Source organism: Neolewinella marina (assembly GCF_002631205.1).
Lineage (GTDB): Bacteria > Bacteroidota > Bacteroidia > Chitinophagales > Saprospiraceae > Neolewinella > Neolewinella marina.
This window is the reverse complement of record NZ_PDLO01000001.1, coordinates 1226653-1252147: the sequence shown is the minus strand read 5'-3', so window position 1 is coordinate 1252147 and position 25495 is coordinate 1226653. Positions and strand designations below refer to the sequence as shown.

At 62.6% G+C, this 25495-nt stretch carries 17 protein-coding genes; 7 read left to right on the top strand and 10 right to left on the bottom strand.

What is annotated here, in order from left to right; genetic code table 11:
• Positions 1 to 2: 2 nt before the first annotated feature.
• Positions 3 to 419, top strand: a complete 417-nt coding sequence (locus tag CGL56_RS05115; RefSeq protein WP_167641469.1) for a BlaI/MecI/CopY family transcriptional regulator — start codon at positions 3 to 5, stop codon at positions 417 to 419.
• Positions 412 to 2349: a M56 family metallopeptidase gene (locus CGL56_RS05110; RefSeq protein WP_099105393.1), complete on the top strand. Its 1938-nt coding sequence runs from the start codon at positions 412 to 414 to the stop codon at positions 2347 to 2349. The genes CGL56_RS05115 and CGL56_RS05110 overlap by 8 nt, the downstream gene beginning before the upstream one ends.
• A 9-nt stretch (positions 2350 to 2358) precedes the next feature.
• Here the strand turns inward: CGL56_RS05110 and CGL56_RS05105 are convergent, their stop codons facing one another.
• The 4 genes from CGL56_RS05105 to CGL56_RS05090 all read right to left on the bottom strand — a co-directional run bounded on the left by CGL56_RS05105 (position 2359) and on the right by CGL56_RS05090 (position 5721).
• A complete protein-coding gene (locus CGL56_RS05105; RefSeq protein WP_099105392.1) occupies positions 2359 to 3126 on the bottom strand; it encodes a menaquinone biosynthetic enzyme MqnA/MqnD family protein in 768 nt (255 codons plus the stop codon).
• Entirely contained in the window at positions 3120 to 3761 is a 642-nt protein-coding gene (locus CGL56_RS05100) for a histidine phosphatase family protein (RefSeq protein ID WP_099105391.1), read from the bottom strand. The genes CGL56_RS05105 and CGL56_RS05100 overlap by 7 nt, the downstream gene beginning before the upstream one ends.
• 63 nt (positions 3762 to 3824) lie before the next feature.
• Complete coding sequence (mqnE, locus tag CGL56_RS05095; protein ID WP_099105390.1) at positions 3825 to 5015, bottom strand: aminofutalosine synthase MqnE; 1191 nt, start codon at positions 5013 to 5015, stop codon at positions 3825 to 3827.
• Between the two features lie 73 nt (positions 5016 to 5088).
• Complete coding sequence (locus tag CGL56_RS05090; protein ID WP_099105389.1) at positions 5089 to 5721, bottom strand: hypothetical protein; 633 nt, start codon at positions 5719 to 5721, stop codon at positions 5089 to 5091.
• Positions 5722 to 5829: 108 nt separating this feature from the next.
• Between CGL56_RS05090 and CGL56_RS05085 the strand changes: the two genes are divergently transcribed.
• Positions 5830 to 7563 carry a sulfatase-like hydrolase/transferase gene (locus CGL56_RS05085; protein ID WP_099105388.1) on the top strand — a complete coding sequence of 578 codons (1734 nt, stop codon included), beginning with the start codon at positions 5830 to 5832 and terminating at the stop codon, positions 7561 to 7563.
• Here the strand turns inward: CGL56_RS05085 and porU2 are convergent.
• Positions 7550 to 12532 (bottom strand): putative type IX secretion system sortase PorU2, encoded by a 4983-nt coding sequence (gene porU2 / locus CGL56_RS05080; protein ID WP_099105387.1) that lies wholly within the window; start codon positions 12530 to 12532, stop codon positions 7550 to 7552. The genes CGL56_RS05085 and porU2 overlap by 14 nt on opposite strands.
• 116 nt (positions 12533 to 12648) lie before the next feature.
• Positions 12649 to 14346: an ArnT family glycosyltransferase gene (locus tag CGL56_RS05075; RefSeq protein ID WP_167641470.1), complete on the bottom strand. Its 1698-nt coding sequence runs from the start codon at positions 14344 to 14346 to the stop codon at positions 12649 to 12651.
• A 981-nt stretch (positions 14347 to 15327) separates the two neighbouring features.
• Here CGL56_RS05075 and CGL56_RS05070 point away from each other — a divergent pair.
• Complete coding sequence (locus CGL56_RS05070) at positions 15328 to 15822, top strand: hypothetical protein (RefSeq protein ID WP_099105385.1); 495 nt, start codon at positions 15328 to 15330, stop codon at positions 15820 to 15822.
• Here the strand turns inward: CGL56_RS05070 and aspS are convergent.
• From aspS to CGL56_RS05055, 3 genes are all read right to left on the bottom strand, one after another.
• On the bottom strand, positions 15819 to 17576 hold the full coding sequence (gene aspS, locus CGL56_RS05065) for an aspartate--tRNA ligase (RefSeq protein ID WP_099105384.1): 1758 nt from the start codon (positions 17574 to 17576) through the stop codon (positions 15819 to 15821). The genes CGL56_RS05070 and aspS overlap by 4 nt on opposite strands.
• A 138-nt stretch (positions 17577 to 17714) precedes the next feature.
• The gene (locus tag CGL56_RS05060) at positions 17715 to 18704 is read right to left on the bottom strand and encodes a T9SS type A sorting domain-containing protein (protein WP_099105383.1); all 990 of its coding nucleotides are present in this window, start codon (positions 18702 to 18704) and stop codon (positions 17715 to 17717) included.
• A gap of 732 nt (positions 18705 to 19436) precedes the next feature.
• Positions 19437 to 20777, bottom strand: a complete 1341-nt coding sequence (locus CGL56_RS05055; RefSeq protein WP_099105382.1) for a polysaccharide deacetylase family protein — start codon at positions 20775 to 20777, stop codon at positions 19437 to 19439.
• A 241-nt stretch (positions 20778 to 21018) separates the two neighbouring features.
• Between CGL56_RS05055 and CGL56_RS05050 the strand changes: the two genes are divergently transcribed.
• Together CGL56_RS05050 and CGL56_RS05045 are read left to right on the top strand one after the other, a co-directional pair.
• A complete protein-coding gene (locus tag CGL56_RS05050) occupies positions 21019 to 22494 on the top strand; it encodes an SUMF1/EgtB/PvdO family nonheme iron enzyme (RefSeq protein WP_099105381.1) in 1476 nt (491 codons plus the stop codon).
• Positions 22495 to 22524: 30 nt separating this feature from the next.
• A complete protein-coding gene (locus CGL56_RS05045; protein WP_099105380.1) occupies positions 22525 to 23232 on the top strand; it encodes a discoidin/SUN/FTP domain-containing protein in 708 nt (235 codons plus the stop codon).
• Here the strand turns inward: CGL56_RS05045 and CGL56_RS05040 are convergent.
• Entirely contained in the window at positions 23229 to 24641 is a 1413-nt protein-coding gene (locus tag CGL56_RS05040) for an ArnT family glycosyltransferase (RefSeq protein WP_167641471.1), read from the bottom strand. The two genes, CGL56_RS05045 and CGL56_RS05040, sit on opposite strands and share 4 nt — an antisense overlap.
• Before the next feature lie 40 nt (positions 24642 to 24681).
• Here CGL56_RS05040 and proB point away from each other — a divergent pair, with 40 nt between their 5' ends.
• Positions 24682 to 25467 (top strand): glutamate 5-kinase, encoded by a 786-nt coding sequence (gene proB, locus CGL56_RS05035; RefSeq protein WP_099105533.1) that lies wholly within the window; start codon positions 24682 to 24684, stop codon positions 25465 to 25467.
• Positions 25468 to 25495 lie beyond the last annotated feature (28 nt).

Genomic DNA, 25495 nt, shown 5'->3' with positions numbered 1-25495 from the left:
ACATGATTGCTCCTACGGAAGGTGAACTCTCGATTTTACGGGTACTCTGGGAAGCCGGCCCCCTGACGGTACGTGAGGTAAACGACCGGCTGAACCGCCGCCTGCTCAAGCAACGGTCCGCGGCCGAGCCCCCCGAAAAGCCCATTGGGTATACCACCACCCTGAAGTTGATGCAGGTGATGGCCGACAAGGGCCTGGTACACCGCGACACTTCCGCGCGAAGCCACGTTTATACCGCCGCCGCCGGGCGGGAGCGTACCCAGCAGGGGTTGCTGCGCCGTTTCGTGGATTCGACCTTCGGCGGGTCACGCACCCAGTTGGTATTACGGGCCCTGGGGGAGGGTAACCCCACTTCCGCCGAGCTGGCCGAGATCAAGGACCTGATTAAGCAACTCGAAAAAGAGGACCGCCATGCTTGATCCCCTCCTCGGCACGGCCGGCCTCTACGCGGCCGGAATGACCATTCTCCACTCCTTCTGGCAGGCTTCGCTGCTGGCCCTGTCCCTCTGGCTGTTTGCCCGGTGGGCGGGTTCCACGGCCCACTCCCGTTACCGCCTGGGGTGCGCCCTGCTGCTCGGGCAGGTGGTCGTCTCGGTGTTCACCTTTCTCCAGTACTATGAGCCGGCAGGGGCCCCGGTGGCCGGTCCGTCCGCTGCCTACTTCCTGGCTTCGGTGCCGGAGGTGGTTGCACGGCCAGACTACTTCTGGTCGGCCGACTTCTGGATGTCCGCCCTCGTGGTCAGCTGGGTGGTCAGCATGCTGGCCGGCACCCTGCGGCTGGGCTGGTCGTACGGACAACTGCGACAACTGGCGGCCACGGCCGAACCGGTGAATGAAACGGGCCTGTATGCCGTTCTCTACGAGAAAGTACGGCAACTGGCGGACCGCCTCGGCTACAGTGGTGCGTTGCGGCTAGGTATCTCCGACCGCATCAGCGGTCCCATGCTGGTGGGCCACCTCAAGCCGGTACTCCTCTTCCCCCTGGCCCTGGTCAACGACCTGACCACCGAGGAGGCCGAATCCGTCATCCTCCACGAACTGGCCCACCTGCGCCGCTACGACCACCTGCTGCACCCCCTGCAGTGCCTGGTGGAGATCATCTATTACTACCACCCCGCCATCCACTGGATCGGGGAACGGATCCGGGAAGAACGGGAAAACTGCTGCGACGACCTCGTGCTGCTCCACGGCCCCGGGCGCCTGCCCTACGCCAGGGCACTGCTCTACTTCAGCGAGCACCCGCCGGCGGCCACCGCGGCACTTTCCCTCACCAACGGAGGCGGGCTACTGGCCCGCGTCCGGCGCTTCATCGATCACCAGGAAATCAAGTATACCATGAACAGCCGACTTCTTTTGCTTCCCCTGCTGGCCCTGCTCACCCTAGTGGCTACCGCGGCCTACGTACCCGACGGGGAGACCGTAACGGTAGAATCCACACTGCCGTTCCCCGTCACGGAACCCGCGCTCGCCGCCCCCGACACCCTGCCGCCCGGCAACCACCAGGTCACCAAAATCTCCAACGGCAAAACCACCCGGCTGCGGGTCGAGGACGGGAAGATCAAGGAACTGGAACTGGAGGGCCGGTCCGTGCCGCCGGAAGAATTTCCCGCCCACGAAGAAACGGCCGAAGAACTGCTGGGCATGAAGGATCACCAGAACCACTTCCGCGTGGGTCCCCTGCACTACTACGGTCCCGGGGATTCCCTGCACGGCTTCAAGGCCCTGGCGCGGATCGGCGACCTGGATTACGATAACTTCAACTTTGATTTTGAAGCCCTCGGCGCCCATATGGACTCCATCAGTGGGGAGCTGGCGCGCGTCTACCACTTGGATATGGAAGACGGCGAGGGTATGTTCCGGATGAAGGGATTCAAAATGGACAGCTTCAAGATGCCCTCCTTCCCCGAAATGCCGATGTTCCATCCGTACCGGCGCGAACTCGACGACCTCGACCTGGAGGAACTCGAGCAGCGGGAACGGGAATTACGCGATGCCCTGCGGGAACTGGAAAATCGTCGCAAAAAGCTTTCTGAGGAGGGCGACGACCGCCGCGGTGCCATTGACTGGGTACCCGAAGGGCAACTGGAACGCACGATCGCTCACCGCAAGGCCATGGCCCGGCAGGCGCGGGAGCAATACCTCGCCGAAGGCCGCCGTATGCGCGAGGAATCCCGCGCGCCGCTGGTCGACTGCCCCGAGATGATGGCCGTTGCCCTGGCGGAGGAGCTTCCCCGCGAGATCGAAGTGGAGCGGGTGGTCCGCCGCCTGGACGAGCAGAGCCGGATGATCGGCAGGACCGCGGAGACGATACGCTCAATCAGTGTCGTGCGTGGCGTCTGCCCCGGATAAACGCAGCCTTTACCGGCCAATGGCCATTTCCGCACTCACGTAGCTGAGAAAGCGGTCCAGCGCCTGCCGCTTGTCACCGTCCAGGTCGTAGTCGATGTGGTGGGTGAAGTAGTGGGCCAGGTTGAAGTCGGGACTGGGGGAGGGCAGCAGATACTGCAGCTGGGGCAGGTGGGCGAGGCCTTCCCGCAGGGCGGCGTTGAAGTCGGCCACGAATTCCGGCGACAACTCACGGGTGGTTACCCAGGCCGCGAAGACGAAGGGTAGTCCCGTGTGGTCTTTCCAGGCCGTACCGAGGTCGTAGATGTACGCGAACCGCCGGTCCAGCCCGATGCTGCGGTCGCCGATGACCAGTCCGCCGATGCTGCCCCCTATGTCGTCGATGTAACCGTCGCGGGCGTCGAGGAAGGTGACCTCGTGTTGCCAGTACTCGGCCAGCAACAGCCGGGCCAGCATGACCGAGGTACGGCTGTGGTGGTCGAGGTAGAGGTGGGTCATCTCCTCCAGGGGCACATCTCCGTAGATGCCTACGGTGGCCACGGCACCATTGGCTCCGATGCAGTAGTCGCTGATGATTTCGTAGTGGGGCAACTCCGGAAGTACGGCCACGGGGACCAGGGCAATATCCGCCTGACCGTCCACCAGTCGGCGGGCACATTCGCTCGGGATGGCCAAGTCGAGCTGGAGGCGCTCGCTGATCGGGTTGCGCAGCAGGCCGTAGAGCAGGGGTTTGGTGTTCAGGTAGCTTACGGCCACCACGCGGTGGGTCTGGTCTACCATCTTTCTACGTTGAGGGGGGCGGGCAGGTGGTCGCGGTCGTTTTGCCGGAGGAAATCGTAGCGGCCGGGTCCTTGCCGTTCGGCGACCCAGAGGCCCAGGTTGTTGTGGCGCAGCTCGTTCATCCGCTCAAGGGGGCGGCCCATCATGAGGGTGACCAGGGCGCACATGGCCCGGCCGTGGCTGCAGACCAGAATGCGGGATTCGGAGCGCTCCTCGAGGTGGTGGATGAATTGCTGTAGCCGGTCGCCGAGCTCCCGCGCGCTTTCCCCCCCGCCGATGCGGCCGTCCAGTTGTCCTGCGCCCCAGCCGTTCTTAATCGCCTGGTACTCGGCGATGCTTTCCGGGGTGCCCAGCTTGCCCTCGTGGCTGCCCCAGCACATCTCATTGATGGTCTCGTGCTTTTCCCAGGACAGTCCGCCCTCGATGAAGGGGGCTACCGTTTCCCAGGTGCGCTTCAGGCCGCTGGTGATCACCAGTTCGAAGGGTTCGTCGCGGTAGCGTTCGTGGAAGTGGGCGGCTTGCTGCCGCCCGGTTTCGTTGAGACTGGAATCCACGCCGCTGCCCTGCACGATGCCGCGCAGGTTATAGTCGGTTTCGCCGTGACGAACGAGGTAGATCAGTTTGCGATTAGTCATTTGCAATATGCCTTTTTTTGGATGCCGGCCGGAACCGGGGGGGACTGGTCCAGGGTAGGGTAGCTACACCACCGGCAGGGCCGTGTACCCGCGATATTCCTTGTCGCCGGCGAACTCCACGTCGGTATAGTCGGCCACCACGCCGTAGAGGGTATCTCGTTCGATGGGTTGGCGGCCTACGGCCCGGATCAGTTTTACGAGGTCTTCGGTGCTCAGGGCGGGATTCTTCTCCTCGGCACCGGCCATGGAGTAGATGCGGGTGGTGTCGTCGATGGTGCCGTCGAGGTCGTCGACCCCGAAGGCGAGGCTCAGCTGGGCGGTGGTGCGGCCGATCATGGGCCAGTAGGCCTTGACGTGGTCGAAGTTGTCGAGGTAGATCCGGCCGATGGCGTAGTTACGCAGGTCCTCCACCACGCTGGTTTCGGGCAGGTGGCTGAGTTCGTTGTTGGCATTGCGGAACTTCAGGGGGATGTAGGTCTGGAAGCCCCCGGTCTTGTCCTGCAGGGCGCGCAGCTTTTCCAGGTGATCGATGCGGTGGCGGTACTCCTCGATGTGGCCATACAGCATGGTGGCGTTGGACCGCATGCCCAACTCGTGCCAGATCTCGTGGATGCGCAGCCACTGCTCTCCGCTGCACTTCCCGCCGGCGATCTGGTCGCGGATCTCCTCGGCAAATATCTCGGCGCCGCCGCCGGGCATGCTGTCCAGGCCGGCTTCTTTCATCAGCCGCATCCCCTCCTCGTAGCTGATCTTGGCCTTCTTGAAGATGTAGTGGTACTCCACCGGCGTCAGGGCTTTCACGTGGAGGTCGGGACGGTGGGCCTTGATGCGCCGGAACAGATCGGAGTAGAAGGCCACGTCGTACTGCGGCAGCACGCCCCCGACGATGTGCACTTCGGTTACCGGCTGTTCGTCGTACTGCCGCACGATGTCCAGAATGTCCTCCAGGGAATATTCCCAGCCATCCTCCCGCTTCTTGATGCGACGGCTGTAGCTGCAGAAGGTGCAGGTGTACAGACAGACGTTGGTGGGCTCGACGTGGAAGTTGCGGTTGAAGTAGGTGCGGTCACCGTGCTTGCGCTCACGGATGTGGTTGGCCAGGGCGCCGAGGTAGCCCAGGGGAGCCTCTTCGTACAGCATCAGCCCTTCCTCGGGGGTGATGCGTTGACCGTCCTTAACCTTCAGGGCGGCGGCGCGCAGGTGCGGGGCCAATTCGGAATCGCGGAGCAGGGTGTCCAGGGAGGGAGCGGTCATACGGTCGTGGTTACAATCCGCAATACAACACCCGGCTCAACTTTCAGTTTTTTATGAAACTGTTATCTGGGAATTATCTCATTTCCAGGAGGTCGTAGGTCACCCGGCGGTCATCGGCCGTCCAGTTCTCGGTGTAGGTGATCTGGAGCCGCTGTCCGGTGCGGGGGGGACTGCGGCGCAGCTGCCGGGGCTGGTAGTGGAGGGTCAGTACGCGGCCGGAATCCAGCAGGATGCGGATCACATCGCGGTCGATCTCCAGTAGTTCCCCGCTGGTTTGGAGGTAAGTGGGGGCGTCGCGGAGGGTGGTGGCCGGGACATCCGGAGGAGGCCACTTGCCCACGGCGGGGGCATCGGCGGCGCGGGCCAGGGAGAAGTCGCTGTACTTCAGTTCCGGGCCGGGGCGGTCAATTTCCTCCGCGCCGAGGGCCAGCAGGGCGGTACAGTGTTCCGCCAGGGGGTCGACCAGCAATTCCCCGAGCCGCCGGCGGTCCGCGGCCAGCAGGACCGACAATTGCAGTTCATCCTGGATTCGCTCGGGGTGGGCCTTGGCTACGTCCTCGATGCAGCGCCCGGCCTGCAGGCGGGGATAGACGATCTCCGCCGCCGACATGCAGTTGCACACCTCGTCGGCGAGTTGCTGGAGCAGCGACTGTCCCGACAGGGGGAGGCCCAGCAAAAGGCAGCAAAGGAGGGGAGAAACCTGCATGGCCGGTTGAAAGGATGTTCCTGATGGTAATATACGCCAGGGAACACCAACCGGGGGGGCGGCGCATCCCCCACCGGGGCGTTAACTTACGTACCCTAATATACCCCTATGCGACTCCCGTTCCTCTGCGTCCTGCTCCTGTTGGTGGGCACCTGCGCCCGCGCCCAGCAAGCACCGCCGAACGTTCTCTTCCTCCTCACGGACGACCAGGGCATCGGCGACCTGTCGAGCAGCGGGAACGACAGCATCCGGACACCGAACCTCGACCGGCTGTTGCGCCGCGGGGTACACTTTGAGCGCTTCTACGTCAGCCCGGTCTGCGCACCCACCCGCGCCAGCTTCCTCAGTGGGCGCTACCACCCCCGCACCGGCGCCATCTCCGTGACGCGACGGCGGGAAACCATGGACGACGGGGTGGTTACCCTGGCCGAGCACCTGCAGGAAGCCGGTTACCGCACGGGGCTGTTCGGCAAATGGCACAACGGGGCCACCTTTCCCTACCACCCGGCCGGACAGGGATTCGATGAATTCCTGGGCTTCACCCTGGGCCATTTCAACGATTACTTCTCCGGAGAACTGCGCAACGAAAGGGATGAGGCGGTCCCCTTCCGTGGCGATCTCACCCAGGTGCTCACCGATTCGGCCGCCCATTTCATGTTGGCTGATACCTCACCCTTCTTCTGTATGCTGGCCTACCAGGCGCCGCATACGCCGGTGCAGGTAGCCGATGGCTACTGGCTGAAGGTGGCGGAGCGCGGGCTGACCGACTACAACACTGGCATCTACGCCATGGTCGAATCCATCGATGCCCGCATCGGAGAGTTGCTGGAAATCCTGGAGGCGGCCGGCCGGCTGAGCAATACTCTGGTGGTTTTCGCCTCGGACAACGGCCCGAACGGCGACCGCTACCGGATGGGCCTGCGCGGCATCAAGGGACAACTTGATGAAGGTGGAGTACGGGTCCCCTTCACCATGTTGCTGCCCGGCAACCACCCGGCGAACGGTACTACCATCAGCACTCCGACCGCTCACATCGACCTGCTGCCGACGGTGCTGGAACTGATCGACCTACCGGTTCCCGCGGGACTAGACGGCGTGAGCCTGCTGCCCCTGCTGAATGGCGGCACCCTGGAGCACCGCTTCCTGTATGGCTTTCAACAGGGAATGACCTTCACCGGATACCCCGGCAGCATGCGGGGCGAGCGGCTGCTGTACATCGCCCGCGACAGCCAGACTCACGAACTCTACGATCTGGTGGCGGACCCCGGGCAGAAGTCGAACATCTACTACTGGTCGGGCCACGTCGGTCCCGCCATGGCCCAGCGTTACCGGACTTTCATAGCCGGACTGCAAGTTCCGGAAGTGGCACCCCCCATCGACCTAGAAGCGGGACCGGGCACCATTCGCCTGCTGGCCCACGAGGGAGAACCCAGCGGCCGCACCCGATTCAGCGACCCCAATGGCTGGGCCAACGATTTTTTCGTAGACGTCGGAGTGGACGGGGCCTACTGGCCGGTCAGGTCGCGGGAAGGTGGCCGGTACCGGGTGAAGGTGCGCTATCACCTGGACGCCGGGCAGCCACTGGACGTTCATGTCGGGGCCGGGGAGGAAACCCTGGCGTTCCGGCTTCCGGTGGCGCGGACGGAGGTCGTGCCGGTAGCTGATCGGGTGCCGCGCAAGGAGGTGTATCCCCGGGACTGGGCCGTGCGGGAGGTAGGTGTACTACGGGTGGCCCCTGGGGCATCCCGGATCACCTTTGCCACACCCACCCAGACCGGCCCGGAAACCGGACTGTGGATCAAGGCGGTGGAACTGACCCGGCTGGACGCTACCGCAGAATGACCACCTTGCCCAGGCCGTTGGTGAAGAACTGGTCGGTGCCGTTGTCGTAGGCTTCCAGGCGCTCTCCGCTTTCGTCGGAGGTGATGACGCGGTAGAGATATACGCCATTGGCGAGCAGGTCCCCGTACTCGTCGGTGCCGTCCCAAGTGAAGTCGGTACGGTGGGTGCCCACCCGGATGTCCTCATGCGCCAGAAGATCGATGTCGCGGACGACCCGGCCGGAGACCGTCATGATCTGCACGCGGAAGACCGCCGGGGGGGTGCTGCCGGTGAGGGTGTAGACGAAGCGGGTCTGGGTGGTGAAGGGGTTAGGGTAGGTCAGCACGTTAGTGATGAGCTGCTGGTTCACCACTTCAAAGGTCTGCTGGTAATCGAGGGCACCCGCGCGGTTCCGGGCCCGGTCACTGGCCTGTACCGCCAGGGTATAGACGCCGTCCGCGAGCAGTTCGGGGCGGAAGTACACTTCGGCCAGGTTTTCGCCATCGGCGGGGGCGGGGACGAAGTCGACGCGGTCGTCGGACAGGCGAATCGTCTCGTTGGTGCCGTCCGGATGAGACAGGCGGATGGTGTAGGCGCTGGAGTCGTCGAGGCGGCGGAAGGGGTTTTCATCCCGCAACTGGATGAGGATCTCCGGCTTGGCGCTGATGAGCTCGCCGTCCCGGATCGTGCGGCCGTCGTAGTAGACCTTGAGGTCCGGAGCCACGTAATCCACTTCCACGCCCAGGTCGGTGGTCAGCAGGTTGTTGAACAGTACGTCTTCAGGCTGGTCGCCCTCGGGGTTGAGCCGGAGCTGGACGCGGAGGCCGGAGGTGATGTCCTGGGTGGGCAAGGTGAAAGATACCTTGTCGGATGCCTTCCCGGCAAGGGGGGGCTGCCGCTGGCGCAGGGTGGTCACGCTGTTGCTTTCGTCGAAGACGGTGAGCTCGACCAGCAAACTGTCCATGGGGATGGGCGACAGGTTTTCATACCCGACCTCGATGTGGCCGGCCTGCCCCTGGTCCAGCCGTTCGGGGACGGAGTAGGCAATGGCGGGACTGACGGCCACGTCGCCGGGGCGGCGGTAGTTGGCGTAAATTTCCCTGATGGTCGCTACCGTACGGTCGGTTTCGTCGTACAGCTGGAAGGCAGGCAGGAGGTAGGGATAGGTGGCTGCGTCGTATTTCCTCAGGTCCAGGCTGAAGGAGCGCTGGGAACGAATGTCGAGAGGGTATTCCTCCAGCACCCGCCGGTCGCCGTCGGCCGTCTCGCCCAGCAACTGGAAATAGCAGCTGTCGGCGGTGCCGATGGCCGCGTCGCTGAAGCGGATGGTCAGGTCGTACCAATCCAGGGCGGGACCAATGGGCGGAGTAGTGTAGTTGCCCCGCTGCCAGTTCTCCTGGATGGGGATGAGGACGTAGGTCTGGGCATCCTGGGTAGATGCGATGGCCTCGGCCAGGGGCCCCAGGCCCTTTTGGTAGCCAAAGGTATAGGGGACGGACCCCAGGCTTTCAAGCAGCCGGATTTGCTCGGCGCCTTCGGCCTCCAGCATGCCATAGATGGTGCGGCCCACCGCGGTGGAGTCGGTCTGCCAGTCTTCGTTGTGGTACTCCAGGTCGCTGCCCCGCTGTACACTATATACGAATACGTACTGCCCCTTCTGGACAAACTCGTCCAGGAAGCGGATCAAGCCGTGGCGGCCGGCGGCGGTGCGGGTGTCGAAGCTCCAGGGATCAGCCCAACCAAGAGGAGTATTGTAAGAGCCATCCCCAGCAGAGTACCACCTCATATTATTGATACTATCCACTACTATAACTTGTAGACCAACTTTGATTTTCCAGGGGTGGGGGGAATTGAACCGTTGTCCATTCCAGACAAAACGGGGCATTTCACGACTCTGATAGATCCCATTGAAAATCTCTACGTCCGTAGTAGTTCTGGTATAGCTCCAGTTATTTGATTGTGCGCTTAACTCGATATTATCGGCTGTGCCCTTTACGAACTGGCCGGGGTCGGCGATGGCGTAACCCACCTGCTCCGGTGCCTGGTCCTTTAGGTAGGTGAAGCTGCTCTCACTCCACACATAGCCAGCGTCAACGGTTTGGGAACTGTCAGGGCTTATGCGCCAGTAGTAAGTGGTACTGTCGGTCAGGGGTACGGTAGGGGTATAGCGAATTACGCCACCCGCGGCGGTAATTTCTTCGTCGAGAAGCGGCTGGCGGAATTCTGATTCTCGCGCCACCTGCACCCGGTACTGACGTTCGGGAGCAAGCGGATCGGAGGAACCGGCAATCAGCTGCAGCCCCGCGCCCACGACCGCATATTGTGGAGGGTAGGCCACCTTGGCGGTGTTGGCCACTACGGTAAATGGCACACCGGGGCGGCCGCCGATCACCAGTTCATTGTTGGTCTCGGCGGCGGGGGCGGGCAATTCGTCCACAGTACCGTCCGCGTCGACGGTCACCAGCAGTCGGTTCAGGCCAACGGCCTCCAGGCCAATGTTGGGCAATTCGAGGCTGACGAGGTTGTCGTAGTAAGGCAGGGCAACGGTATGCCGGGACAGTTCCCGTACACCGCCCCGGGGCAGCTCCTGCTGGAACTTAAGGGTGATACTGTCGGGCAGAGACTCTGCACGGGTACCCAGGTTCATCACGCGCAGGCTAACCGTGAAGGAGGAGTCCTGGGCGGGAATCACGGCGGGGGTGAACTTTACGGAGGCGGGGTCGACCACCAGGTCCGGTCCGGGCCGGGGGTGAAAGCGGAAGGCGGGATCGCCGCTGAGGGAGAATTGCTCGAGCAGGATGCCCAGGGTAAAGTTGTTGGTCGCGGCGTAGTCGGCAATGCCGGCCCGGAGGGCATCCCCCACGCCTTCACCGTAGTAGTCGTTGCCCAGGTGCCGGAAAACGCTGCGGGCATAGGTGCCCAGGGCGCTGATGTACCCCAGCCCCTTAGAGGCCGCGAAGGTGATGGCTCCCCCGTCAGGCAAAAAGATGAAGCGTTCGCTGATGCTGCGGCCGGCGGTGAAGGCATCACCGCTGTAGCAGCCGAGGCTCATCATGAACGGGTACTTGCCCGTGTTGTGGTAGTTGTCCGGGTTATCGATGTTGAAGTCGAAGCCTTCAGTACTGGAGTGGCCGTAAAAGGTAATGATGGAGGTGCCAGCGTTAATGCGGTCGAAAATGGTTTCGGTACGGGCATCCTCGATGGGTTCGCTGCTGGTCCGGAATACGCTGGTGACGTTGCCCCCGAATTTGCTGGATTCAAAAATGCGCTCCATGGTCCCCAGGTTGTAGCGGATGGCGGCCTGCTCCCCGGCGGAGGAGCCTCCTCCGAGAAAGAGGGCCTGCTTCATCCAGTCGAGATCGTCCACCGTCTGGCTGGCCAGGCTGATCTGCCGCTCCACGTCCTGGAGCTTGGTGGCGTAGAGGGCTACTTCGGCCGGGGTGATGGCCGACAGCCGGCCGGTGGAGAGTCGGGGCAGCACCTCCCCCAGGCGGGCGGAGAGCAGGTTGTCCGAGGCCGGCAGTCCGAAACTGGGAACGAAGAAGGTGGACCAGGCCGCGGCTAAATCGGCGGGGCGCCGCAAACTGGTGTACTCCCGCCCCTTGCCGATGATGAACAGGTAATGCAGGTTGGGAGCCTTGCGCAGGGCCGCGGCGAGGTAGTTCCGGATGGCCTGGGGGTGGCGCCGCAGTCCATAGCCAAAACCGTCGTATAGGTCTTCCACGTACACGGTGTGGACGCGGTAACCTCCGCCGGCCGGACTGCTCCGGTAACTGGCCAGGGCGTCGAGTCCGGCACCCGCCAGGCGGCGGCTGCTCAGGATCAGGTAGTCGGCATCCGCGGCGGGCAACTGATCGGACAGACTGACCGGGGCGGTGGCCGCAGGTGCCAGCAGGGTAGTGGCCAGTACAAAGGACCGGCGGGTAGCAGAGGCCGGCAGGTTAAAGCGTCCGGCGGATACGGGGGCATAAATCCGCCCGTTGGTGAGGTCGTACAGCCGGGCGGCGGTGGGTACGTTCCCGGAAAACGACAGGGTAAGGGCGTCACCCGCCGGCAGCTGGAAGGGAAGCTGTCCGCTACTGGCTACCGCGGCCGCCGGGTAGGTGACCGACACGAAGGCGAGGTTCGCCTTGTCCTGGTCGCCGGCCAGTCCATCAACCTTTAATGTCGCCTGTTTGCCGGAGAGGGTAAAGGGGTAGTCAAGTTCGTTGACGCTCCAGTCCTCGGAGGTGAATTCCCCCAGTACCTGACCATTTACGCTGATCCGCTGACGGTGCTCATTGCCAAATGCTAGCCCGAACCGCAGGCTCAGCTGGGCAGCGCCGCCCACGGCTTCGGGGAGCGACAGGCTGACCGTCGTGGAGGTGGTGCCGTTGCTCGACAGCAGGTCGTTGTTGCCCCGCTGCCCGTAGCCCTCGGCCAATTCGTAGTGGGAAAACTGAATGGTGGAGCCGGAACTGCGCTGGAAATACTTGCTGGGGTTGTCGGCGTATACCTTTTCCGCCGTCCGCAGGATGGTGGTAGTCACTGCACCGCCCGCTCCGGGGTCAGTCACCGGCGTGAGCCGGTCTGCGGCGGTTACCGCATCTACCACCGTTAGGTAATAGGCCGCCGTATCGGTGTACATCGCGTAGCGCGGATTCAGCTGCTCGGATTGGCCACCGGGAAAGAGGAGGCTGTCGAGTTCACCCCTGGCCGCGCGGCCGTAAAACACAGGACCTCCGGCTGCCGGGTCCAGGGGGACGATGCGCCCGTGGTGGAACATCCGAAAACGTTGTCCTTCACCTTCCACCGTGGGTAGTCCGGCGGCGGCGAGGGCGGCGGAGCCGACCTGGTACACTCCATCCTGGGATACTTCGATGCGCAGAAACGGCTGGCCGGTGGTGTACCATTCGTTTCCGTAGAGGGTGTCCTGCCCCACGGGGACTTGGGCGCGAAGACAACCGCAAACAAGGAAAAAGATCAGGCTGAGGGTAAAGGTGCGCGGCATAGATGGGAGTTCATCCGGCGGTGATCCGGAAGTTGGAGCGGGTAATCGTGAAGGTAACGTTGTCCGGGGCCGGTGGGGTACAGGCGAGGGGGGGAATTTGTCCGGTGCCTGACTTCCTATTCCGCGGCCACTATGCGGATTTCCTGCCAATCACTCTGTCTGCGCAGCGGGGGCATACCACGGTAGGCCAGCCCGAAACCGAGGCGGGCCTCTCCCGCCGGCGCATCCTCCGGTAGGGCAAGTGGGCCGGAGTAGAGCGTACGTTCGGTACCCGCGGGCAGGGCGTCGGTGGCCAAGGGCTCCAGGGGCCAGTACCGGCGCTGGTCGTCGGGGTAAATCAGAATGGCAAACAGGGAAATCGGCCAATCGGCGGTCAATTCCAGGGGTAGGGGGGATTGTATGGAAAGGGTAATCGCGAGGCTGTCGCGGACCGACAGCTGTTCGGGTAATGGCTCAAGGGTCCGCAACCGTGCCAGTCGGGCCACCTGGTAGTTCGCCACCGGCCGCAGCAGCAGTTCGCTTTTCTGGGCCCTGAAGGGTTGGGTGGCGTACCAGTTCCAGTTCTTCTGTCCCGCGATGAGTACCGAATCCCCGTGGTAGCTGCTGTCTCGCCCCCAGAGGTCGTACTGGTTGGGCCGGTAGTCTACGTCGGTGATGGTCCAGGCCGGCTGGCCGCCGCTGTAAAATTCGTAGAGGGAAGCCAGGCGGTAGCTGTTCTCGAAAATGACCGGGAGGCCATCCGCCCGCCGACTCAGTTCCTCTACCCACGGCGCGTGGTCAAAGGGCTTCTCAAAGGGGAGCCATTCCCGGGGGGCCATCAGCAGCAGCCGGGCCACCACCAACAGGAGTCCGGTGGCCAAACAGAGGCGCAGCAGGCCCGACCACCAATCCGGGAACCGGCGCGCCGCCCGGTACGTCAGGTACACCAGGGGCAGGGCCAGAGCGGCCGTCCACTGCGCCTCGGTGCGCCCCTTGGAGGTCGTGTAAAGAAAAAAGAGCAGGAAACCGACGACCAGCCACCGGCAGGCCCGCTCGAAGGCATCCCGACCGTGATCTTCCCGGAAGGTCTTCCAGTAGTGGTAGAGGAGCAGCGGACTGAAGATGAGCAGCTGATTGGCTACGTACTGCAGGGTGAAACTGAAGCGATAGGGGTCGTCGCGCCCACTCAGGTGGTAGCGGAAGGACGGATAGTCGTGGGCGTATTGCCAGTAGAGGTGGGGGAGGAACAGGCTCGCGCCACCCAGCGCCGCCAGCCAGGCACCAGGCTGCCGCAGCAAAAAGCCCAGGTTGGGCAGCACGCTGAAAAGAATGACGATCGCCCCGTGGTACTTGCTGTACATCAGACCCGCCATCGTGAGTCCCCAGACCGCGCCCCGGGCCAGCGATGGATCATCCATAAAGCGGCGGTACGCCAGCAGATACAGGGCGGTGAACAGCAGCAGCGGACCATCCGGCGTGGCGATGAAGCCGTAGACCTGCAACATCGGTTGGGCGAACAGCAGGCCGGCCATCAGCCACAAGTCGCGGCCACGCGGGCGATCGAGTAGGTAGTAGACTGTTGCAAAGGTGGCCGCGCTGGCCAGTACGTGTCCGAACCGAAGCCCCAGGGCTCCGGGAAGCCAGTCGCGCCCCAGGGCCACCAGTACCGCCACGGCGGGCGGGTGGTCGAAGTACCCCCAGGCCAGGTCGCCCGCGTACATCCAATAATAGGTTTCGTCGGGATCCAGGGGTGTGAAGGCCGCCTGGATCAGGTTCAGCAGCAACCAGGCCAGCAGGAGCCAAAGGGGCCGGACGTCACGGAGAAAGGCTTGCATGCCGCGAAGGTAACCCAGCTGGTGGGTCCGGCCCCGGCCTCCCTGTTGATGCTTTGGCGCTTGCGCGGGGGAAGGGCAGGCGCCAAAGTCCTCCGCCCGGACGATGCCGGGAGAAGGACGGTAAAGGCGAACAAGAGACACTGTATCGAAATCAGTCTCGTTCGGGACAAGGATGTTCATAGTGCCGGCCGGAGTTGGCCTGCGGACATAGCTCCGCCAGCTGCCTGAGGGGGCAGTGTACAGCGGTCCGTTTTAACTGGGGGCGATCAGTGGCTATTCACCCGTGCGGGCAGCCAGCAGCAGCCTGGAGGGGCCGTGATCAAAGGAGGGTTTCGAGAGGAAAGACATAGGCGGGTTGTAGGTGTGTTTCCGGTGTAATAGGGTTATTTCAGGCAGGCACTACCCGCCCGCGTAAAGGCTTCACGCCAGGCATTGGGCCACGGCGGGTAAGGTTTCCGGACTGACGGTAAAATTCAACAGATAACCGGCGAAAGCGGAACCGGAAAACCAGGTTCGTATCGCGGTAAACTGGGGCGCTTCCGGAGGACAAAAAAACTGGAAGCGGGGGAGGGTGTAAGGGTTTTAGTTCGAATAGTAATCTACTCTAACATACGAAAAACCCCATGGACAGGTTCTCTCGCGGCCGATAAAAATTGCAAATAAATATATATGTCAATACATTATATGGGTGTACTGGAGTGTATGTACAATTATTGATCATTCAGGAGTATTCCTGGCATATATAGCAATCTGTTTCACAACTGTATGAGGCATCAATTTCACAGTTGTACTACACCTCGTCTGGACGGGCTATCCTCGATACGCCTCCGCGAGGGAAGGGGGAGCGGGGCGAAACCACGGGCCGGTTCATATAATTCCGCCTTCACGAAGGAAATTCCTGGCGACGTTTCTCCCCGCAGAAAGCACGTTCTGTCCGTGCGGACGTATGATTTTCCACCCGGTTTCGGATATTTGCGGCCTATGTCCTACCCAACCTCAGTTTCTATTGCCATTCTCCTGTTCGTGCTGACCGCCTGTGGCGACGGGGCACCCGCCGCCGAGGAAGCCGCGAACCCCGACCTGTCCACCGCCCTCCTCGGCACCTGGGAAACGGTGGAATTCAACGTCGATTACGACACCTACATGGGGGGAGATACCGCCTACGTAGAGCGGATCCGCGAAGCCGACTGGGGACGCAAGTACGGCGTCAACCTGCCCAGCACGGTCTTTACGGCCGACGGCAAGCTGCGGCGCACCCACCGGCTCAAGACCGGTCAGGTGGCCAACATCACCAATGGTATATGGAAGGCCCAGGGCGATAGCCTCTTCGTCATCGAGCCCAACATCACCTATACCTACTACCCCGAACTGGACGGCGACCGCCTGGAGCTCAGTGGAGTAGTCGACCAGGACCAGGATGGCGTTCGCGACGACAAGTTCCGCGCCGTTTACCGGCTGGTCAGCCGCACCCGCTAAAGGTCCAGCTTCAGGTTCAGTTCACTCAGCTGCTCGGCGTCGATCCGGGCCGGGGCGTCGATCATTACGTCGCGGCCCTGGTTGTTCTTCGGGAAGGCGATGAAGTCGCGGATCGAGGACTGACCGTTCATCACCGCGCAGAGGCGATCGAAGCCGAAGGCGATGCCCGCGTGGGGCGGCGCTCCGTACTCAAAGGCGCCCATCAGGAAGCCGAACTGCTCCTCGGCCTCCTCCGGCGTGAAGCCCAGTAACTGGAAGTTCTTTTCCTGGAGTCCCCGGTCGAAGATCCGCACCGAACCCCCGCCGATTTCGGCACCGTTGATCACGAGGTCGTAGGCGTCGGCTTTAAGGGATTTCATCGTTTCGTGGTCGCCGTTCAGCATCCGCTCCACCTCCTCCCGCTTCGGGCTGGTGAAGGGGTGGTGCATGGCGTGGAAGCGCTGGCTGTCCTCGTCCCATTCCAGCAGGGGGAAGTCGACCACCCAGAGGGGTTTGAACACCCCGGCGGGAATCATATCGTATTCGGCGGCCACGTGCAGGCGCAGGTTACCCAGCTGGGTCCGGGTTTTTTCTGCGTCGCCCGACAGGACGAGCATCAGGTCACCCGCCTCGGCACCCGCGGTACGCGCCCACTGTTCGAGGGCCTCCTGATCGAAGAACTTGTCGACGCTCGACTTGTAGCTGCCGTCGGCATTGCACTTGACGTAAACGAGGCCTTTGGCACCAATTTGCGGGCGCTTCACCCAGTCGGTGAGGGCGTCGAGTTGTTTGCGGGAAAGGTCGGCCTTACCCGGCACCCGGATACCGACCACCAGTTCGGCGGCGTCGAACACCTGAAAGCCTTTGCCCTGGGCCACCTCGTTCAGGTCGACCAGTTCCATGCCGAAGCGCAGGTCGGGCTTGTCGGAGCCGTAGCGGCCTACGGCTTCTTCGTAGGGCATGCGGGGGAATTCTCCCAGTTCGATGCCCTTCACTTCCCGGAACAGGTAGCGGGTGAGCCCCTCGAAAGTATTGAGGACGTCCTCCTGGGTCACGAAGGCCATTTCACAGTCGATCTGGGTGAATTCCGGCTGGCGGTCGGCGCGCAGGTCCTCGTCGCGGAAGCACTTTACGATCTGAAAGTAGCGGTCGTAGCCGGCCACCATCAGCAGCTGCTTGAAGGTCTGGGGGCTCTGGGGGAGGGCGTAGAACTGTCCCTCGTTAAGCCGGCTGGGTACCACGAAGTCGCGGGCCCCTTCCGGAGTGCTCTTGATGAGATTGGGGGTCTCCACTTCGATGAAGTCCTGCCCGCTCAGGTAGGCACGTACGGACAGTGCCAGCTTGCTGCGGAACAGCAGGTTGCGCTGCAGGGGGCCGCGCCGCAGGTCCAGGTAGCGGTAGCGCATCCGCAGGTCGTCGCCTCCATCACTCTCGTCCTCGATGGTGAAGGGGGGCACCTTCGACTTGTTCAATACCGTCAGTTCACGGGCCAGGATCTCGATGTCTCCGGTGGGGCGGTTCGGATTCTTGTTGGTGCGCTCCCGTACCGTACCGCTCACCTGTACCACCCACTCGCGGCCCAGTTTGCGGGCCCGTTCGGTGAGGGCCGCGTCGTCGTCGCTGTCGAACACCACCTGGGTGATGCCGTAGCGGTCGCGCAGGTCCACGAAGGTGAGTCCGCCGAAATCGCGGCCGGCCTGCACCCATCCACTCAGGGTCACTTCGGTATCGGTGTCGGTCAGGCGGAGTTCGCCGCAGTTGTGGGTACGGAACATCAGATAAATTTTAGGGCCGCAAAGGTAAAGGTTAGTTGGTAAGGCGGCGGAGCGCGGGTGCCGCAAAAAAAAGAGAGCGCCCGACCGGAAGGTCGGCGCGCTCTCGACTAAACACAGGTTATTATGGTAGTTGGTTTCTTAGGGGGTCACCACGATCCGGGCGGCGCGCTGACCGATCCGCAGGGTGTAGATTCCGGCGCTGAGCTGGGGCAGCTGGAAGGTAGAATGGTTCAGGACGTAGGCGCCGATGAGGCGGCCGGCCGGACCGTACAGTTGAACCTCGGTACCGGCGGCGTCGGCCAGGTCGACCCGTAGCTCCGCTCCCGCCTTTACGGGGTTGGGGCTGATGGAAAGGACGGAAGCTTCGGCGCCGCTGAAGTTGACCGACTGTACGCCGAGTTCGGTGCGGGTACCGTCGTAGTCAAATTGCTCCAGGCGGTAGTAGTTCACGCCATCCCGGGCCGGGAGGTGGCGGTAGTGGTAGCTGTTCAGCTGCTCGGAGTCGCCCTGCCCGGCAACGGTGGCCAGGGTGCGGAAGCTGCGGCCATCAGTGCTGTGGGATACCTGGAAGTGGCTGTTGTCCTTCTCCGCGGCGGTTTCCCAGTGGAGTTCTACCTGGCCGTTGCGGGCCTGGGTTTCCCAGCTCGTCAGCGTTACGGGCATCACCGCGGCCTGGGCTGGATTGAGGAGGGTACAGGCGCCCGAGCACTGCTGCAGCTGCTGGTTGTACATACTTACGCTGTTGGCGCCGTTGCCGTTGTTCTCGCTGGCTACGGAAATGTGGTTGGCACCGTCGCGAATCTTGATTTGGGTACCGCCATCGGGGAAAATAAAGCGGGTGCTGCTCGAACTCAAGGCCGTTCCCTCGAAGCGGGCGTTGACGTTTTTCTCTACCGTAATGATGACCCCGCGGAGATCTTCCAGGTGGTAAAGGTCGATGTTGCCCACGCCGTCTTTAAGGGTAAGGGCGCACAGCTTGGCGTTGCGGTCGGCCGGGAAACAGCCCTGGCTGTAGACCAGCTGGTTATTCTGCTTCTGAATGGTGCAGTGACAGTCGCTCTGAGCGGACAGGTCAAAGGAAAGGAGGGAGGCCGCCAGGAGCAGCCCCAGAAGGGTAAAAAGTCGCATGTAAGGGTATTGTGTTGTTCAGGAAAGACCCGCTGATACCACCAATAGGCAGTTCGGGGCATGTGCTTGAAAATAAGGGTGTTGTGTTGTTCAATCCGCGCCCGCAGAGCCGCACCATTGCGGCCCGGGGCTAGTGTCTGGTAAAATTGTGTGTTGTGTCGTTCAATCAGTGGGGCGTGATACAGCCCGAAATAGTGTCAAGAAAAAAATAGTGTTGTGTTGTTCATGTCAAAAGTCCATAGTGTTATGTAGCCTAAATTCAATAAAGCAATACTCAAAATAAATACTTGTTGTATACAAACAGGTATAGGTAATAACATACGAAATGCCTTCAAGGGCGTTTCGCACACTATCACCAAACAGCAAACAATACTTGCGGGAGAAAACTCAAGGATATTGTGTTGTTCAGTGTGTGTCGAAGAGCCCGTAACAGCGCGCTAACCGGTGTTTCAGCCGCCAATCAAAGGATTGGACGGATAGGCCAACAGGGCCTGGTTAATTAGCGGAATAGACTGTTAAAGCAAAAACCTAAGTAACAAAAAGTCATCTAAGTCGGCGATCAAGACGCATATAAGCGTTTGATCTGTTGATAGTACAAATATAAGGGCACGGGGTTCGGATCAACGTACTTTTCGGGGCATTATTTCAGAATATCGTCCGCATTTAACTTTTGTGAACACTTCGCCCAGGATTGTTATTGCATGCAACGGTTTTGGGCGGGACCGCGGGTGCCTAGTTCCCGCGCAGGATGCCCCGCCCACCCGGCGGCAGGGAGTAGCGTACGTAAGCCCGGCCCCGGGCGTCGGTATGTACCGGCAGTTCGGTGGTGACCCGAGACCCTCCGGGTTGCAGCAGGTGTACCTTGGTCCAGCCTTCAGGCAGCAGGGTGGTCAGCGTCAGCGGCACGTCGTAGGTAGCCGGGGCCAGGGGGGAGGTAAGGGCTACGGTGATGCGGTTTCCCTCCAAAGAGGAGGTAACCCGGCTGCCCTGCCGCTCCCGGATGTACTTGGTGACCGTGGCGAAGGGGGCGATCCACAGGCGGTCTTCCCTTTCCTTGAGGTAGGTAAAGTATTTCCGCAGTTCTTCGCCGGGGCGGGCCGCCCAGCCGTAGTCGTCAACGCCGTGGAAGACTTCCACCAGCCACACGTTGTCGTGGGCCAGGGTGGTATCCACCCAGTCCTTCATTTCCTGCAGGGTGGTGCCGTCGACGGGGCCGCGTTGCCACTGCACGTATTCCCGGTCCTGGGACCCGGGCTGCTCCCGGCTACCCCGGTTCAGTTCCGCCAGATAGGGTTCCGGCATGCGGTTGCGCAGGGCGGGGTAGATGCGGTGGGCGTATTTCATGACGCGTTCGTCCTCGGTGCCGTAGGGGCCCTCGGCGGTGAAGGTGGCGGCAGGTCCCAGCTCCCGCGCAATGTCGGCCCGGCTCTGCTCAAGCTCGTAATGCATATTGACCGAATCCAGAACCGCGAGGCGGGGGTGGGTGACCGTATGGCTCGCGATCTCGTGGCCGGCGGCTTGGTAAGTGCGCAGGTCCTCCCAGGTGGTGGTATCCACGGGGTTATCGTGGAAGACCACCGCATCGGTATCGCGCAGCTCCCCCGCCCGCAATTTGCGATAGGCCTCGTCCATCAGCTGGTAGGCTGCCGCGATGCGTCCGGCCTCGTAGGCCGCTCCCGCCCGTGAGTGGTAGTCGACGGCCTCGGTGGTGCCCGTAAAGGCGATCAGGGAGGCCCGCTCGAAGAAGTTGTCGGCGTTTGTCGCGGTCCGCGCCGTTTCGGCAATGATGTCCGCGGGCGGCCGGCCGATAAACTTTCCCTGCCCCGACCCCGGAATCTTTCCCGTGATGACGTAGAAGGTAGCGTCCAGCCCCAGGCTGTCCAGGATCGGACGGGCCACGGTAAACTGGGTGATGATGCCGTCGTCAAAAGTAATGGATACGGCACCCCGCTTCCCGTCGGGCCAGCGGTCAATCATGGTGGTGCCGGGCAGCTGGGCCAGCACCGGAGCGGAAACCAGCAGGACAAACAGGGCGGTCAGCCGCCGCGGGGAAAGGAAAAGTATTGAGGCCATAGGGGGATCAAGATAGAAAGGGGCGCAGGAAGAAGTAACCCTTCCATGACCACCTGCAGATCAATGGGTGTGTAAACATTGTATGGTGATTGAGTTGTATGCCAGAATTAAAATTTGCCAACGCGGAAATATGCTGTTGTCGAGGGTTGTTTTATCCCCGTTCTCCAACGGAACCTTACACCTACCCCACCTGAATTACCCATTTGGCCGATTGCTCCGGCGATAACCACCTTTCCCTATCATGTTTCGATTTCTCATCCTGGCGCTGCTGGCGGCTCTGGCCCCCGCCCTGCGCGCCAATAACATCGACGTGGCGAATATTTTCCTGGGCGACCGGGACCTTAGTCAACACAGCCGGACCATCCGATTCGACGTTGGCTGGGAAAATTCCTGGCGCGTTACCACCACCCCCCTGAACTGGGATGCGGCCTGGATCTTCGTCAAGTACCGCATCGGCGATGGCGCATGGCAACACGCCACCCTCTCGGGAACCGCACAGGTGCCCACGGGCACCACGGTTGACGTCACCACCGACGGAGTAGGAGCATTCGTGTACCGCTCCGCCCCCGGGGTCGGCGACGTGCTGCACTCCGGCATCGAGGTGGTCTGGGACTACGCGGCCGACGGGGTGACCGATGATGACCTGGTCACCGTTGAAGTTTTCGCCATCGAGATGGTATACGTGCCGGAAGGAGCCTATTTCCTGGGCGCCAATGGTAACGACATTGCTGAATTCTATCAAGTCGACGGGCTCCTGCCCTTGAGCACCGATCCCTACGAAGTGGATTCGGAGGCCAGCATCCGCATCGGCACCCTGAACGGCGACCTCAATTTCCTGGGGGCCACCATTGTGGGCAACTTGCCGACGGACTACCCCAAGGGGTATCGTGGCTTCTATTGCATGAAGTACGAAACCTCCCAGCAGCAGTACGTACAGTTCTTCAACCACCAGCCGGTAACCCGCCAACTTAATCTCGACCTTTCGGTGCAGGGCACCCTCTGCGCAAACCTGGCCCAGTTTCGGCAGACCTTTTGCTGGGACGCGGCCAGCCAGGCAACCACCTCCTATCCCTACGTTCCCATTTCCTTCCTGTCGGTGAACCAGATGTTGTCTTACCTGGACTGGACCGGACTGCGGCCGATGACGGAGTTGGAGTACGAAAAAGCCAGTCGCGGCACCGTTTATCCGGTTCCGGGAGAATACGCCTGGGGCAACGCGGCCATCAGTACGACGGCCTATACGGTGAGCGAGGAAAACAACCCCGACGAGCACGTCGGCAACGCCGACGACGTCCCGCCCTCCGAGGGCAACGGTCTCTACTTTGGCTGCCGGCTCCGGCGGGGCACTGACATCCTGAACGGTCCGGTGCGGGTGGGGGCTTTCGCCGCCAGCGGTACCCGCTTCACCCGCATTTCCAGCGGGGGCAGCTACTACGGTATCCTGGAACTTTCCGGCAACCTCAGCGAACTGGTGGTGACGGTAGGCGACCCGGTCGGCCGAGCGTTCTCCGGCCTCCACGGCGATGGGGAACTCTCCGAGGAGGGGTGGGGCGACGTCCTCGACTGGCCCCTTGGTGGCTTGGGTTACGGCAGCCGGGGCGGCTCGTTCCTGACCCCCCGCAGCTCCCTGCGGGTGTCGGCGAGGGAGTTTGCCGCTACCTACTTCACGGCCGGGGAAGCCCACGGCTTCCGCGGGGTACGCAGCTACCCCAACTAGATTTTTTTACACCTTCTACCCAACAGTATTATGTCTTCCCTGTCACTCCCCGCCGGGGTGGGATCCGCCCTCCGGCTGCTCTTCGCCTGCCTCCTTGCCGCCCATCTGACCGCCCAGCCCATCTACCAGGGTGGGATCGCCGGCGGTGACGACAGCGCCATCATGTCGGAAGCTGTTCTACCCGCCCAATTGACCGAATTCCGGGCAACCGTGGACCAGGCCAACCGGGTGCTCATCCACTGGCGTACCGAGCAGGAAATTAACGTCAGCCATTACACCGTAGAGTTCAGCCCGGATGGCACAGTATTCACGGAGGTAGCGGTGGAGGCCGCACGGCCTGGCCCGAACACCGACGCCCGCCAGTACGCGGTGAGCCTGCCTACCCCGGCAGGGTACGAAGGTTACTACCGCCTGCGCATGGTGGACGCAGACGGAAGTTTCGACTATTCCTCCGTGGAGCGAGTCGACCTCAGCGAACGGGAATGGACCTTCGCTCCCGTAGCCAACCCCGTAGTAAACGGTCAACTTGAACTACGCTTTGGCGACCTGCCCGCGGCTACTTCGCTTAGCCTGGCGGTATACTCCCTGGACGGCCGGCGCCACCACCGGGCGGAACTGCAACCGGGCACGGCGGGTACCTACCGCCTGTCGGCGTCCTTGCCCCCGGCGGTATATCTCGTTACCGTAGCCGGTGACGATGGCGTCCACCGCAGCGAGCGGGTGGTGGTGGGCCGCTAGTCCGGATTCCTCACCCAAACCCGCAACTCCCCGTTGAGGTCGCCCTCCGGGCGGAAGTGGGGGAGGAGGCTCCGCGAGATGGTGGTATTCACTTCCGGGTCGTGAATCCGGCCCACCAGATACCGTACGCTGCGGTCGTCGATAATGCGTTGGGCTTCGGCCGCTTCGTCGATCTGAAAGGCCTGGGTGTGGTGCTCGAACGACAACAGGCTGGAATGCACGTAGGGCGTCGGGACCGGCCGGTCCAGCAGGTGGTAGGTGATCTGAAAGCCGTTGAGTGGGAAGAAGGTTTCCCCCGGCCCGAGGCGGGGCGCCAGGTATTCGGCGATCTGCCGGGGCTCATCCGGTTTCCCCTTATAATAGGTATAGTGCACCACTCCGAGGGCCACCGCCACGGCGGCGACTGCCCGGGGTACCCAGCGGCGGTAGAGTAGCTGCTCCCAGGCGTGGCCCACCCAGGCCCCGACGTAGAGGGCCACAATGGGGTGCAGCTGGATCTGGTAGTGGCCGAAGCGCTTGCCCGTCATCAGTACCACCACGGTGACGAGCAGGAACTGCAGGGCCAGGTAGGCCGTCCAGGGGCCCAGGCGCTCGTCCGACCGGCTCCGCACCTGCGCCACGACGCCCAAAAGCACGATGGGGGCGTAGCGCAGCAGGTAGTCGCCCATGAACTTGAGCCGCAGGTACCAGGGCAGCTCGATGGGGTAGGCCCCGCCCACCTCCACGCTGTAGAACCACAAAGCGTCCACCAGGCCGAGGTGGTAGTAATAGGCCACCACTCCCGCTACCGGAGCCAGGAAACCACCAACCAGCAGCAGCCCCCGGCCCACCATCCGCGCCGGCTCCCGCCGGTAGTACCACACCAGGTACAGCCCCACGGCCAGGGCCTCGGCGGCCACGAAGGGCTTGATGATGAAGCCCGTACCCAGCAGCAGACCGGCCACCAGCCACTGCTTGCGACTCGTGGCCACGGCTGCGGCCACGGCGGCGATGGTGAAGACGTTGAAGAAAATTTCGGTGTTGGGCGATACCCCGTAGAACTTGTATACGCTGCACATCAGGATGTACACCACCCCGGCCACGTAGCCACTGACCGGTCGGTGGGTAGCCCGGAAGGTGGCCACGCTGAGCAGGAATGCGCCCAGGGCCACCACGGCGGCGGCGGCCAGGCGCAGGAGCGCGATGCTGCCGCCCGTGAGCTTGATCAGCGCGGCGTAAACCCAGAAAATGCCGATCGGCTTGGTGTCGATGACGTCGCGCAGGTACACCTCACCGCGGAGCAGCTCGTCGGCGATGACGATGTAGGTGCTCTCGTCGTGGTTGATGACCGAGATGAAGAAGGAGCCCCAGCGCATGGCCACCGCCAGCAGGAAGAAGGACCCCAGAACAACCCACCATGGATACCGCATGCGGCAAAGATAGCGAGGCGCTTGCCTTACCTTAGCCCCCATGTACAAGCGCTTAGTCATCAAGGTCGGCACCAACGTACTTACCCGCGCGGACGGGCGGCTCGACGTGACGAGCATCAGCGGACTGGTAGATCAGATCGCGGCCCTCAAGCAGCGGGGTGTGGAGCTGGTGCTGGTCTCCTCCGGCGCCGTGGGGGCAGGTAGGGAACTGCTGCCCGAACGGCCCGACGACGGGGCGGTGGCCCAGCGGCAGATGTACTCCGCCATCGGGCAGGTCAGGCTCATGGAGCTCTACCGCCAGCTGTTCGCCGGCCACCGGCTGCTGTGCGCCCAGGTACTGGCGACCAAGGGCGACTTCCGCGACGACCTCCACTACGACAATATGCTGAACTGCTTCCGCGCCCTGCTGGTCGACGAGATCGTACCCGTAGTGAACGAGAACGACGTGGTGGCGGTGACCGAACTGATGTTCACCGACAACGACGAACTGGCCGGCCTCGTGGCCCGCATGCTCAAGGCCGACGCCCTGGTCATCCTGAGCAGCGTGGAGGGGCTCTACGATGGCCCGCCGGACGGAGCGGACAGCCGCCTCATCTCCTTCGTCGACCCCGCCGACCGGGACAGCGACCGCGTGGTTCAGGCCCGCAAGAGCAGCGGCGGGCGCGGTGGCATGGCCACCAAGCTGCGCATCGCCCGGGAAACCGCCGCCGCGGGCATCCCCGTCCTGATCGGCAACGGCCGCCGCCCCGGCATCCTCCACCAGCTGGTGAAGGGCGGCTGGCCCGGGACGGTTGTCGGCGGCGCAGGCAATAGTCAACGCCCCTAGGTAGTTCTAAACCGACGTAGCCCCACCC

Excerpts from the sequence above, each read along its gene's own strand:
- CGL56_RS05115 (WP_167641469.1), top strand. The coding sequence starts at position 3 with ATGATTGCTCCTACGGAAGGTGAACTCTCGATTTTACGGGTACTCTGG.
- CGL56_RS05110 (WP_099105393.1), top strand. The coding sequence starts at position 412 with ATGCTTGATCCCCTCCTCGGCACGGCCGGCCTCTACGCGGCCGGAATG.
- CGL56_RS05105 (WP_099105392.1), bottom strand. The coding sequence starts at position 3,126 with ATGGTAGACCAGACCCACCGCGTGGTGGCCGTAAGCTACCTGAACACC.
- CGL56_RS05100 (WP_099105391.1), bottom strand. The coding sequence starts at position 3,761 with ATGACTAATCGCAAACTGATCTACCTCGTTCGTCACGGCGAAACCGAC.
- mqnE (WP_099105390.1), bottom strand. The coding sequence starts at position 5,015 with ATGACCGCTCCCTCCCTGGACACCCTGCTCCGCGATTCCGAATTGGCC.
- CGL56_RS05090 (WP_099105389.1), bottom strand. The coding sequence starts at position 5,721 with ATGCAGGTTTCTCCCCTCCTTTGCTGCCTTTTGCTGGGCCTCCCCCTG.
- CGL56_RS05085 (WP_099105388.1), top strand. The coding sequence starts at position 5,830 with ATGCGACTCCCGTTCCTCTGCGTCCTGCTCCTGTTGGTGGGCACCTGC.
- porU2 (WP_099105387.1), bottom strand. The coding sequence starts at position 12,532 with ATGCCGCGCACCTTTACCCTCAGCCTGATCTTTTTCCTTGTTTGCGGT.
- CGL56_RS05075 (WP_167641470.1), bottom strand. The coding sequence starts at position 14,346 with ATGCAAGCCTTTCTCCGTGACGTCCGGCCCCTTTGGCTCCTGCTGGCC.
- CGL56_RS05070 (WP_099105385.1), top strand. The coding sequence starts at position 15,328 with ATGTCCTACCCAACCTCAGTTTCTATTGCCATTCTCCTGTTCGTGCTG.
- aspS (WP_099105384.1), bottom strand. The coding sequence starts at position 17,576 with ATGTTCCGTACCCACAACTGCGGCGAACTCCGCCTGACCGACACCGAT.
- CGL56_RS05060 (WP_099105383.1), bottom strand. The coding sequence starts at position 18,704 with ATGCGACTTTTTACCCTTCTGGGGCTGCTCCTGGCGGCCTCCCTCCTT.
- CGL56_RS05055 (WP_099105382.1), bottom strand. The coding sequence starts at position 20,777 with ATGGCCTCAATACTTTTCCTTTCCCCGCGGCGGCTGACCGCCCTGTTT.
- CGL56_RS05050 (WP_099105381.1), top strand. The coding sequence starts at position 21,019 with ATGTTTCGATTTCTCATCCTGGCGCTGCTGGCGGCTCTGGCCCCCGCC.
- CGL56_RS05045 (WP_099105380.1), top strand. The coding sequence starts at position 22,525 with ATGTCTTCCCTGTCACTCCCCGCCGGGGTGGGATCCGCCCTCCGGCTG.
- CGL56_RS05040 (WP_167641471.1), bottom strand. The coding sequence starts at position 24,641 with ATGCGGTATCCATGGTGGGTTGTTCTGGGGTCCTTCTTCCTGCTGGCG.
- proB (WP_099105533.1), top strand. The coding sequence starts at position 24,682 with ATGTACAAGCGCTTAGTCATCAAGGTCGGCACCAACGTACTTACCCGC.